We start from the raw sequence: 12,392 nt of genomic DNA, 5'->3' as shown, positions 1-12,392 counted from the left end.
GCCCTACTCTGGAGGCGTGATCGAGCCACGAACGTTGCTGCACCGGGTGCCCTGGGGGCGGGCGATTCCCCTGGTCCTGGTGCCGCTGATGCTCGCCGCCAGCTCTTTCCCCGGGCAGTATCAGGTGCCGATCTGGTATTGGATCGCCGGGCTCGCCGCGGCCGCGGTGTTCCTGATCGGGGATCGGGTACCACTGATGGCGTCGATCGCCTCATCGGCGTTGGCTGCAGTGATGTTCGTCGGACATGCGTGGGGACTGGCCGGGCTGGTGCCGTACCTGGGCGCGGTCGGTCTGGCCGAGGCTGCGATGCGGGTGACCGAGCGCGGTCGAGTCGTCGCGGCCACCGCCTGCTGGGCGGTCGCGGTGGTGACCGGCCTCGGCACCGAGTCCTACACCGATTTCTGGCGGACGGCCACGGCGGTGGAGGCGGTGGCCGCCGTCGGACTGCCGCTGCTGCTCGGCCTGTACCTGCGCGCCCAGCGCGAACTGGCACAGACCTACCGGCTGCGCGCCGCAGAGGAGGCGGTACGGGCGCGGACCGCGGAACGGACGGCACTGGCGCGTGAGCTCCACGATCTGGTGGCCCACCACATGGCGTCGATCGTGCTGCGAATCGGGGTGGCCCGGCACGTGGTGGCCGACGCCGATCCGCGGGTCCGCGACGTGCTCGACGACGTGCACGCGACGGCGTCCGGCGCGCTGACCGACATCCGTCGCCTGTTGGCGGCCCTGCGCGACCCGGGCCTGGGCCAGGTGGCACTGGTGGAGCCCGACGCGATCCCCGCCGAGATCGAGGCCGCCGTGACCCGAACGCGGGCCGCCGGTCTGACCGTCGACCTGGCTTCGCTGCCCGAGCTGACCGGTCTCGACGCGATCGGCAGGCTCACCCTGCTGCGGGTGGTGCAGGAGTCGTTGACCAACGCGATGAGGTACGCGGACCCGGAGGCCGCGGTGACCGTGCGGGTCACCGAAGGCCCCGATGCACTGGTCGTGGACGTGAGCAACCGGCGCCGGATCGCCGAGGGCGAGATGACCGGCGACGAGAGCAGGGCCGGACACGGACTCGTCGGGATGACCGAGCGCGCATCGCTGGCGGGCGGCACACTGGCGGCGGGCCCGGACGGCACGCAGTGGCGGGTGCACGCCTGGCTCCCGGCCGGTGTCGTCCAGGAGCCGGGAACGGAGGAGGACCGATGATCCGCGTGCTGATCGTCGACGACCAGCGGCTGGTGCGCGCGGGTCTGCGGATGCTGTGCGAATCGACCGACGATCTCGACGTGGTGGGGGAGGCCGCCGACGGCGCCGAGGCGATCCGGGCGGTGATCGCCCTGACTCCGGACGTGGTGCTGATGGATCTGCGGATGCCCGGCCTGGACGGGGTGGCGGCCACCACACAGATCACCCGCCGACCCGATGCGCCGAAAGTACTGGTGCTGACCACCTTCGACGATGACGACCACCTGTATCCGGCGTTGGCGGCGGGTGCGGCGGGCTTTCTGGTCAAGGACACAGACCCGGCCGACCTGCTCGACGCGATCCGCCGGGTGGCCGACGGCGACCTGCCGTTCACCCCGGATCTGCTGCGCCGCCTCGTCGACCGGGCCGTCGATCCGGCGACCGCATCGTCGCCACCGGAGCCGGTCGCGCTCACCGACCGGGAATCACAGATCCTGGCCCTGGTCGGCGACGGGCTGACGAACCCGGAGATCGCCGAGCGCCTGCATCTGGGCGTCTCGACGGTGAAGTCGCATATCGGGAACCTGATGGACAAGACCGACTGCGACAACCGGGCGCGGCTGGCCGTCTACGCTTACCGCCGCGGCCAGTCCGGTCAGTGAGATATGTCCCCGCGGTCTGTACCTCCGTGGTCCATGCCGGGCATCGCCGGCATCTTCGTCGGGGCCGCCCGCTGCCCAGGCGCCAGGACCAGGAACTGCCCCATCATGCCCTGATCCTCGTGCAGCATCAGGTGACAGTGATACATGTACGGCAGCGTCGGATCGGTGTAGTCGGAGAACCGCAACGCCAACCGCACCGTGCTGCCGGGCGGGGTGTACACGGTGTCCTTCCAGCCGGCCAGCTGCTGCGGCGGCGCCTGCCCGTCGATGTCGAGGATCTGGAACTGCGTGTCGTGGACGTGGAAGTTGTGCGGCCAGTTGTCGCGGTTGCGAACCGTCCAGACCTCGGTGGTGTCGACGATCGAGGTGTGATCGATCCGATTCATGTCCATCCGCTCACCGTTGATCATGTACCACTGCAGGTCGAACCGGCGGCGGACGACGGCGCCTGACGGATTCAGCCGGGCGATCGTCGTCAACGCCGCCGGGAGGGCGGGGGCGGTGGTGCGGTCGCCGGTCGGCCGTAGTTCCAGCATGTCGAAGGAGTCGGTGAACCCGAAAGCCGCCGCCTCACGGGAGGTTCCGCCGCTGCGTTCGTCGAGCGGAAATGACCGCAGCAGCCTCGGCGCCTGCCCGACCGGGACGATGATCTCGGCGCGCTCACCGGGACTCAACACCAGCCGGGTCAGCGAGACCGGCCGTGGCAGCAGCCCGCCGTCGCTCGCGATCATCGAGAACTCGCCGCCGTCGGCGAGCCCGACGTTGTAGATCCGGCCGCCCGAGCCGTTGAGGATCCGCAGCCGCACCCGCGGTGCGGCCACGTCGAGGTAGGCGCCGGCGATGCCGTTGGTGATCAGCGTGTCGCCCAGCAGCCCGACGTCGGTGGGGCTGGATTCGTCGAGCCGACCGTCCGAGGTGAACCGGCGGTCCTGCACGATCAGCGGAATGTCGTCGACGCCGTAGTCGCGGGGCAGGTCGCGATTGTCGGTGTCGGCGTCGTCGATGAGGAACATCCCGGCCAGACCGCGATAGGCGTGCTTCTCGGTGGCGCCGTGCGGATGCGGGTGATACCAGAGGGTGGCGCCGGGCTGCTGGACCGTCCACTCCGGCGACCACCGCCCGCCCGGGGCGATCGACTGATGCGGTCCGCCGTCGAACCGGGCGGGCACGTGCATCCCGTGCCAGTGCACCGTGGTGGTCTCCGGCAGCCGGTTGTCGATGGTGAAGCCGACCTTCTCTCCGCGTCGGGCCCGGAGGGTGGGACCGAGGATCGAGCCGTTGAACCCCCACGTCGGCGTCTGCTGCCCGGGTCGCATCTCGGTGCTGCCCGGGGCGGCGACGAGGGTGAAGCGGCGCACGCCGGCGGTGTCGACCGTCGACGGTGCCAGCGGTGGGATCGGCAGCGGCCGCAGCCCCCCGGTCCCGACAGCGGTCGTCTCCCGCGGCGTGCAGCCGACCGCCGCGACGACGGGGACGGCGGCCAGGCCCAGCAGGAACGACCTGCGGGACCGCGCGGTGCGGGTCGGGGACGGATGCTTCACGGTTCTCCTGCAGGGCTCGGACGGTCGGGGAATCGACTACGAGTCTGCGTGCCGCGACCGGGGCCGGACCTCCACCCGCGGGCCGCGAATCGCCGCGCAGAAAACGACCGCAGAGGGGTTGTGCAGGAGATGCCGCTGTGTTAAATCATCACCGCAGCAGGCTGCGGATGTCGTCGGCGGTGATGGCGCCGGAGAACTCGGCGCCGTCGTCGATGAGCGCGTTGAACAGCTCGCGCTTACGGTCCTGCAGGGCGATCACCTTCTCCTCGATGGTGTCCTCGGCGGCCATGCGGTACACGGTGACCGCGCGTTTCTGACCAATCCGGTGCGCGCGGTCGACGGCCTGGCTCTCGGCGGCCGGATTCCACCAGGGGTCGGTGACGAAGCAGTAGTCGGCGGCGGTCAGGTTGAGCCCGAAACCACCGGCCTTGAGACTGATGAGGAAGACTGCGGTCCGGCCGGCGGTGAAGTCGTCGATCTGGGCGGTGCGCTGCCGGGCCGACATCGACCCGTCCAGATAGCTGTAGGCGATGCCGTCGGCGTCGAACCGGGCCGCCACCAGCTTGAGGAATCCGGTGAAGCTGGAGAACACCAGGGCGCTGTGGCCTTCGGAGATCAACTCGGGGACCTGCTCGGCCAGGTAGGTGATCTTGGTCGACTTGATCTCGGCGTTCGCGTCGTCGACCAGGCCCGGGTGCAGACTCAGCTGGCGCATGGTGGTCAGCGCACGCAGGATCTGGATCCGATTGTTGTCGAAGTCGGCCAGCAGCCCGAGCATCCGCTGCCGTTCGCGCGTCAGGAAGGTGTCGTAGATCTGGCGGTGCTTGGCCTCGAGGGCGAGGGTCAGCTTCTGCTCCTGCTTCTCCGGCAGGTCGTCCAGAACCTGGTCCTTGGTGCGCCGCAGCATGATCGGCTTGAGCCGGCGGCGCAGCGTCGCGAGGCGTTCGGGTTCCCGGCCGCTCTCGATGGGGGCCGCGAAGTGCTCCTTGAACCTCTTGGGTGAACTGAACAGCCCGGGCGCGACCACCGAGACCAGCGACCACAGCTCCATCACCCGATTCTCCATCGGAGTGCCGGTGATCGCGAGTTTGCTCTCGGCGGACAGCTTCCGAGCGCTCTGATGGGTCTGCGAGTTGTGGTTCTTGATGAACTGCGCCTCGTCGAACACCGCGACGGTCCAATCGAATTCGGCGAAGTTGTCGTAGTCGATCCGCAGCAGCGTGTACGAGGTGACGATGATGCGGACATCGCCGAGCATCTCGGCCAGGGGACCCAGGCGTTTCTGGGTGGCGGTGACGGTCGCGACCGGCACCTCGGGCAGGAAGCGGCGGACCTCGGCGGCCCAGTTCCCGATCACGCTGGTGGGGGCGACGACGAGGAACCTGGCGTCGGGCCGCTCCTCGAGGATCCGACCGAACAGGGCGAGGGTCTGCAGGGTCTTGCCCAGGCCCATGTCGTCGGCGAGGATTCCGCCGAGCCGGTTGTCCCACAGGAACGTGAGCCAGTCGAGGCCGCTGCGCTGGTAGTGGCGCAGCTGGGCGTCGAGACCGGCCGGCGGCTGGACGGGGTGCGGCGGTCGGGCCCGGGCGAGCCGCTGGATGCGCCCGTGCCAGTCGGCCAACTGGTCGTCGACGACGCCGAGCGCCAGCAGATCCTCCCACATCGACACGTTGAGCGTGCCTGACGCCGCCCGGCCGCGGTCGATCTCGCCCAGCTCGCGAGCCTCGGTGAGCAGTGTCTGCAGCCTGTCCAGCTCCGGCGACTTCAGCGGGAAGTAGGTGCCGTCGGGCAGGACCATGTGGGTCTCGCCGGCGTCGAGCGCCTGGATCACCGAGGCGAGCGGCACCAGGTGACCGTCGACGTCAAGCTCGACGGCGAGGTCGAACCAATCGGTCTGCGCGTCGCCCGAGAACCTGACGACCGGGGCGCTCTGCGCGCGGCGGAAGTCGAGGTCGCCCTCGATCGTGACGGTGACCCGACCCGCATCCTCGATCCTCGGGGCCACCTCGCCGCACAGGATCGCGGCCTCGCTCAGGCTCAACCGGACCGGACCGGCCAGCAGCGCCGGCGGGGCGGCCGCAGCAGTCTCGTCGAACGGCCGCGTTCGCAGCTCGGTGATCAGCTCGCGCACGGCCAGAGCGGTGTCGACCTCGCCGCTGCGCAGCAGTTCGGTGGTCGCGGCCTCGAGCCGATCGGTCGTCGTCGGCAGCCAGGCGCTCGTCGCTGCGGCGACGGCGGTCAGTTCGTCGCGGCAGCCCTCGAGCAATTTCGTCTCGCCCTCGTCGTCGCGGACGAACGTGCCGTCGGACGGGTCGAGGACGGGCACGCTGCGAACGGCGTCGTTGACGGTGTAGTCGAAGAACCAGGCGTAGTCGGCGCCGGTGTCGTCGCAGGTGATCACCAGTCGCAGCGCGGGACCGGAGACGATCTGCGGTTCCAGCGCGCCGCCGACGACCTCGACCGCCCGGGCGCCGCTGATCGCGGGCATCGCAGCGGCGAACTCGGGCAGTGCGTCGTCGGGCACGAACAGCGGCTCGGCGCTGCGCAGAAGTCGAGTCTCGGTCGGGGTGAGCGGCGGCATCGGCGCCACCAGCAGCGCGCCGTCGACCATCGAGACGACGATCCCGTCTCCGTCGAGGACGTCCGTGGCCCGCGGATCGAGGGGCCGCGCGTCGAGCGTCAACTCGACCTCGACCGCGGCGCCGCCGGCGACCGGAACCACCCGCAGGTGCGGTGTCACCTCCTCGCCGAGGACGGCGGCACCGATGGCTCCGTTGGTGCGGGAGACGAGCGGGACGCCCGCCTCGCGGACCCCGGCCAGAGCGCGCCACGTGGCGGGGCGTCCGGTGAGCGTAACGGTGCCGTACACACCGGGAACGCCGTATCGGTCGGTGCTCAAGGTCTGGCCGAGTCCGCGGAGCGCGTTGAGCGCGGCCGGGGCGAAGTTCTCGTTGCTGGAGGCGCCGAAGACGTGATCCCACGTCACCCGGTTCATCACCCACGGCCGCGACTTGCCCGGTGCGACGGGGCGAAGCACGAGGCAGGGTGACCCGTAGGTCCGGTCGAGTTCGAACATCAATCCGACCGGCACCTCGGGGCGCGTCCGCGTCGCTCTCGCCGTGATCTCGTCGAGATCGCGCAGCTCCGTGACCAGCGCCTTCCACTCCTGGCCGCGGCCCGGTACCGACCCCTCCCGCTGGGCGGTGACCAGCAGCGCGACGCAGTGCTTGCAGAACGTCCCGACCGGGCAGCTGCAGTAGGTGTCGATCTCGACCAGCTGTCCGGCTTCGAAGGTCGCGTCGACGTCGCACCGGTAGCGTCGGCGGCCCGACCCCCGGCACGAGCCGACGAACCCGGTGGGGGTGGCGGCGAATTCGACGATCATCCCCCGGCCGGCGTAATCGAGACCGCGAGCGCAGGTCATCGGATCGAAAGCCGTCAGAGCCGCCTGGAAGTGCGTCGACGACCACGACCACGACTGCGGTGCTGCGGGCCGGTATGCCATGAACCTGCTTCCTGCGACGGGGTGACCGATCAGGTCCAGGCTAACTGCCGCCTCGGACAGCGCGGATCGCTCGGTACTCCTCGATCGTCAGGCACTGCAGCTGCGAGTAGCTGCCGCCGCGGTTCTCCACGTAGCCGACCGCGGAGACGAACGGCTCGATCGTGTAGATCTTCGTCAGCGGAGTGACGATCAGCAACTGCAGGCCCAGCCGGGCGAACAGGGCCAGCGCGTACCGCGCCGAGTCGTCGGAGCCGCGGCCGAAGGCCTCGTCGATGACGACGAACCGGAAGTCGCGCGAGCGGACGGCACCCCACTTCAGGTCGAACTGATAGGCCAGCGACGCGGCGAGGATCGTGTACGCCAGCTTCTCCTTCTGGCCGCCGGACTTGCCGTCGGAGTCGGTGTAGTTCTCGTACTCGGCGTCGCCGTCGGCGTACCGCTCCGAGGCGGCGAAGGTGACCCAGTTGCGGACGTCGGTGACCTGTTCGGTCCACCGGCGATCGAGGTCGGCGAAGCCCTCCCGGCCGCGGAACCGCTCGACGATCGACTTGACGAGCAGGAACTTCTCCTCCGCGTAGTGGTCGTCGGAGTCGGCCTCGAACGAGCCGTCGCTGCAGCGGCGCAAGTCGGCGCGGAACTCGCGGATGTCCTGCGCGGTCGTCGGATTGACGTCGAGCCGGATGTAGCGTCCGGGGTTGTACTCGATGCCGGCCAGCGACTCGTTGATCGTGTCGATCTTCGACGAGATCAGATGAACTTCCTTGTTGAGCTTGGCGGCGAAGATCGCGATGTCGCGGATCGCGTTGGTGTTCAGGTAGGTCTTGAACTCGGCCTCGAAACGCGGCAGATCGTCGTCGGCGAGCCTGCGATGCAGTTCCCGGTACTCGTGCGCCGAGGCGATGTCGGCGTCGAACTCGGTGGTCAGAATCGGGTGGTTGCGGTTGAACTCCGACATCCGGTTCACCACGCGCGTCTCATAGGTGCTCGCGCGGGCGGCGTGCTGCTCGGACTCGTCGGTGAGCTTCTCAGTCAGCGACGACTCCAGCTCGGCGCACTCGGCGACCGTCAGCGGCAGCTCGGCGCCCTCGTGCACCTTGGCCCGGTACTCGTCGACGGCGCCGGCGATCGCGGCGAAATGCGGCTCCGCGTCGGCGAATCCGGGCTCGGCGATCACCGACTGCGCGCCCTCGCGTGCCTTCGCCCCCTGGTCGCGAGCCATCTCCAACCGGGACACCTTGTCGCGCAGCCCGTCTCGGGTCGCGTCGGCGGCGGTCAGCTGCTCGCGAGTCGCGGCGATCGCCTCGGTCACCTCGGCGAGTTCACTGGAGGACTGCTCCAACTCGGTCTTGCGTGCGGTCAGCTCGGCGATCCGCGCCGTCGCACTCGCCGCATCGATGACGTCGAAGCTCGGGTAGGCGTCCAATCCGGTGAGGGCGTTGCGGCGGTCCATCAGGGCGCGCCGACGATCCTCCAGATCGGCGATCTCGGCGTCGACCCGGTTCAGGTCGTCCTGCACGCGCTGGCCGGTGGTGAACAGCGCGGTGATCTTCTGCTCGTTGCTCCAGCCGAGGACGTAATTGCGGCGGTCGTCGACGCGCTGCGAGTCGTCCTTCTCATGGCGTCCACCGCCGGAACGGACCTGGCCGTTCACGGTGACCGCGTGCTCGGCCGTGCGGAACTCGTCGATCGACTCGGCGCACACGTGCCGCGCGCGTTCGAACAGCCGGTGCTCGAGCCACTGCTCGAAGCGGCCCTCCCTGATGTCGATCTTGTGCGCCAGCGCGGTCGGCGGCGGCGTCGGCACGCTCCGGCCGGACGCGACGGCGTCGGAGACTTTGAAGTAGACGACGCGCCCCCCGAGATGATTGGCGTCGATCCACGCCGCGACCTCGTCGTACACGTCTGCCGACACCAGCAGGGACAGACCGAAGCCGCGCAGGACGCGTTCGGCGGCGCCCTCCCAGCGGCTCTCGTCGGCGCGGACTCCGATCAGCTCGCCGACGAAGGGCAGCTCGTCGTGGGGGAGGCCGACACCCTGGCAGATGAGCTCGCGGATCCGGAGGTTGCGGTCGGGGATGTTGCTGGTGCGACCGCGCAGGCTCGCGATCTCGCCGGCCACGCGGCGACCCTCGACGTCGAGTTCACGGCGGCTGTACCGGACCTCGGTGATCGCGTTCTCCACCTCGACGGCCTCGGCGTCGAGTTCGGCGACGGCGTCGACGACCTCGGTGCGGCGCTGATCGAACTGACCGCGGTCGGCCACGGGCGCCAGGCCGGCGTCGTCGATCATCCGGCGGTACCGCTCGTAGGCGGCCGCCCGCTCGTCCCGCTGCCGCTGAGCCTGCACGATCTGCTGCTCGAGGGTGGCGATGTCGGTGCCGCCGAGACCGGCCTGCCGCAGTTCCAGCTCGCGCAGCCCGGCACGCAGATCGGCCAGCTCGCGGTCGACGTTCGCCAGCGCCGTCCGTGTGGCGGTCAGGTCGCGTTCGGTGCTCGCCGACTCGTCGGCGAGCAGGTCGAAACGCAGTCGGGCGAAATGGAAGCGCAGGGCGGCGCGCCGGGCCTTGAGCTCGGCGGCCATGTCGGTGTGCGTGCGGTAGCGGTCGTCGTCGGCCAGCAGCGGTGCCAGCTCCGACAGTTGAGCGCGGGCCAGCACGACGGCGTCGTGCGCGGCGGTCAGATCCTCGAAATGCGCGACCATCGTGTCGACCCACCCGGACGAGTCGAAGGGCTCGAGCATGTGGTCGCGCACGAAGTCGTTCAGGTTCCCGACGGCCTTCATCGACACCGTCTGATGGAACAGCTCCATCGCCTGCTCGGAGCGGATCGCCAGGGCGCGTCGATAGTCGCGGCCGTACTCGGGGAAGTGCTCGTGGATGCGGGTGCCGCCGTCGCGCAGGCGTTTGCGCAGCGTGCGCAGGTCGGCGCCGAAATCGGCGAAGTCGGCGGCGATGTCGAGCGCGCGGTCGGTGACGGTGAAGAACCGTTCCGGCTGGCCGCTGTCGTGCCGCATGGTGAACACCTGGGCCAGCGTCACGGTCTCGTCGTGGCCCTCGTTGCCGAACACGCCGAGGATGACCGAGTAGTTGCTCATTCCGCGCAGCGCCACCGGCCGCGACGAGCCGGTGGCCTCGTTGCGCTCGGACTTGTAGTAGCCGAGCACATAGGAGCGCAGGTCCCGTTCGCGCGACTCGCCGCCCGCGGCCTTGTTGTAGGCGACGCGGTGGGCGGGCATCAACAGGGTGGTGAGGGCGTCGACGAGGGTCGACTTGCCCGACCCGATGTCGCCGGTCAGCAGGCCGTTCTCGCCGTTCAGGGTCAGCGTCCACACGCGCTGGTCGAAGGTTCCCCAGTTGAGGACCTGGAAGCGCTGCAACCGGAACCCCGACCGCGCCGAGCTCGCATTCTCCAGTTCGGTGGGCGCGAACAGACCGGTCACTGCTCCTCCTCCCGGGCGATGCCCGCGTACTCGGCCAGGTGGGTGTCGAAGTCGGCCAGCCACTGCGCGTCGACGAAGGCCTTGATCACGCGGCGGACCTCGTACTGGCCGTCCTGACCGGGCATCCGGCGCAGGAAGCCCAGCTCGACGACGCGGCGGACGGCGGTGTCGGCCTGATCGGCGGTGCGGGCCTCGTTGGTGGTGGCGGGGAAGAACGGGCTGAGCAGTTCGCGGAGCTGGTCGCCGGTCATGATCAGGCGTTCGCCCGCATCGGTCGTGTCGTGCTCGGCGAGCTTGCGGCGCAGGAGCGCCAGCAGCAGCGAGGTGTGCAGCGGCAGCTGATGGCGCGCGACGAGCCGGGGGACGCCGAGGTCGGCGAGTTCGTCGTCGCTCTTGGAGCGCAGGAAGGCGTAGCCCTCGGCCTCGTCGATCACCACGGTGAGCCCGAGCGTGGCGACGTAGTCGGCGACCTGCGCGGCCAGACCGAGCACATGACGCCACGCCGTCTCGGCGGTGTCGCGGTACACCACGCCCTTCATCAGCGAGGTGACCGCGAGCGACAGGTTCAGCTCCTTGCGGGGCACGGGGTGGCTCATCGGCTCTCCTGTTCGGCGGTCGCGGCTTCGGCGGACTTGCGGGTGTAGATGACGCGCGGCACCCGGGCGGTGCGGCCCTGCCCGGCGTCGTCGACCCAGTGCACGGACTCGTGGTTCTGCTCGTCGAAGACCTTGGCGAAACCGTCGTCGGACAGTGCGAGATAGGTGATGAGCTCGGCCAGCCCCTGCTCCAGCGGACGGTCGGCCACCACGTCGGCGAGGGTGACCTGATCGTGGCGGCGCAGCAGGTGCCGCACGCCCTCGATCAGCGGTGCCGGATCGACGTGGATCTGCTCGAACAGGGCCTCCGACGCGCCCTGCGCCTCGCCGTCCTCGATGCCCTCGCTGGCGATGTCGACGGTGGCGGCGGGCCGATACAGCGGGCGCTCCATCGGCAGGTGCACCTCCGGTGCGGGCGAGTCGATCTCGTGCGTGAAGTCGTCGAGGCGCCGGTCGCGCACCGTGTACGCCGACGATTCGATGCTGCGCAGCAGGTCCATGACGCGGCGGTTCTCGAGCCACGCCTGATCGTCGAGGAACCGGCGCAGCTGCTCCGAGAGGCGCCGCACCGTGCTCTGGGCGCGGGTGCCTGCGTCGAGCCAGTCGTGATGGATGTTGGTCAGCCGGACATCGGACTCGGCGGCGTCGGCCAGCGACTGCGCGTGCCGCACCAGCTGGTCGAGCTCGTCGAGGCGGTCGGCCGAGAGCAGCAGGTCGTAGAACGCCTGGAAGCTGCGCCCCTGATCGGAGTCGCTGATGACGTTCCGGCTGCCGACGACCTCGTCGAGCAGCTCGCCCTTGGTGCCCCGCCAGGTGGCGATGCGTTCGCGCATCTGCCGGTCGAGGGTGCGGAAGTTGGCCTCCACCTCCCGGAAGTCGGCCAGGAGGGCGCGGGCGAGGTCGGAGAACTGCTGGTAGCGGTCTCGCCGACTGGTCGAGTCGAGGACATGGAAGTCGCCGCGCTCGGCGGCGTCGATCTCCGCGTCGATCTCGGCGCGCCGCCGACGCAGTTCGGCGAGCCGGACCTCGGGGTCGGTGCTGGTGCCGTAGACGATCTGCCGCAGCAGGTCGAAGACCGTCTGCAGGCGGGACTCGGTGGCGACGAAGTCGCGGTCGCGCAGCGACCGGACCCAGGCGACCGCGCGTTCGACCGCGGGCGTCGCATCGTAGTGCGGCTCGTCGCTCTCGGCGACGTAATACTTGCGCAGCCAGCCGGCATCGGGTGCGGCCCACTCGTCCAGGTAGGCCTTGGGCGTGCGCGGATAGGTGCCCGCGCCGAGGCGGGCGTTGAGGGCGTACAGCTCGTCGTCGAGCAGGCTGACCAGCTCGGACTCGGAGATCTCCCGGACGTTGTCGTCGACGAAGACCCGACCGAGGAAGGCCAGCAGCAGCGGCGCGTTGTCGGCCCGCAGCAGCCGCCACGCCGCATCGCTCTTCCGGACGGCGACGATCTCGTCGAATTGCACTGAGCC

Annotated in this window: 7 protein-coding genes; 2 read left to right on the top strand and 5 right to left on the bottom strand. The window is 69.9% G+C overall.

Annotated elements, in window-relative coordinates:
* Positions 1–16 precede the first annotated feature (16 nt).
* Positions 17–1,198 (top strand): sensor histidine kinase, encoded by a 1,182-nt coding sequence (locus tag AAFO60_RS14710; RefSeq protein WP_347956961.1) that lies wholly within the window; start codon positions 17–19, stop codon positions 1,196–1,198.
* Positions 1,195–1,839, top strand: coding sequence for a response regulator transcription factor (locus tag AAFO60_RS14705; RefSeq protein WP_347956960.1), 645 nt, complete (start codon positions 1,195–1,197; stop codon positions 1,837–1,839). The genes AAFO60_RS14710 and AAFO60_RS14705 overlap by 4 nt, the downstream gene beginning before the upstream one ends.
* On the opposite strand, the gene AAFO60_RS14700 is transcribed toward AAFO60_RS14705, so the two are convergent.
* The 5 genes from AAFO60_RS14700 to AAFO60_RS14680 all read right to left on the bottom strand — a co-directional run bounded on the left by AAFO60_RS14700 (position 1,833) and on the right by AAFO60_RS14680 (position 12,386).
* Entirely contained in the window at positions 1,833–3,380 is a 1,548-nt protein-coding gene (locus AAFO60_RS14700) for a multicopper oxidase family protein (protein WP_347956959.1), read from the bottom strand. The two genes, AAFO60_RS14705 and AAFO60_RS14700, sit on opposite strands and share 7 nt — an antisense overlap.
* A 148-nt stretch (positions 3,381–3,528) precedes the next feature.
* The gene (locus AAFO60_RS14695) at positions 3,529–6,885 is read right to left on the bottom strand and encodes a DEAD/DEAH box helicase (RefSeq protein ID WP_347956958.1); all 3,357 of its coding nucleotides are present in this window, start codon (positions 6,883–6,885) and stop codon (positions 3,529–3,531) included.
* Positions 6,886–6,925: 40 nt separating this feature from the next.
* Positions 6,926–10,324: an ATP-binding protein gene (locus AAFO60_RS14690; RefSeq protein WP_347956957.1), complete on the bottom strand. Its 3,399-nt coding sequence runs from the start codon at positions 10,322–10,324 to the stop codon at positions 6,926–6,928.
* Complete coding sequence (locus AAFO60_RS14685; protein WP_347956956.1) at positions 10,321–10,920, bottom strand: DUF4194 domain-containing protein; 600 nt, start codon at positions 10,918–10,920, stop codon at positions 10,321–10,323. The genes AAFO60_RS14690 and AAFO60_RS14685 overlap by 4 nt, the downstream gene beginning before the upstream one ends.
* Complete coding sequence (locus AAFO60_RS14680) at positions 10,917–12,386, bottom strand: DUF3375 domain-containing protein (protein WP_347956955.1); 1,470 nt, start codon at positions 12,384–12,386, stop codon at positions 10,917–10,919. Before AAFO60_RS14680 ends, AAFO60_RS14685 begins: the two co-directional genes overlap by 4 nt.
* Between the last annotated feature and the right edge of the window lie 6 nt (positions 12,387–12,392).

Origin of the sequence: Gordonia aichiensis (assembly GCF_039946255.1) — a bacterium.
Classification (GTDB): Bacteria; Actinomycetota; Actinomycetes; order Mycobacteriales; family Mycobacteriaceae; genus Gordonia; species Gordonia aichiensis_A.
Note: the sequence above shows the minus strand (reverse complement) of the source record. Positions and strands in the feature narration are given on the sequence as shown.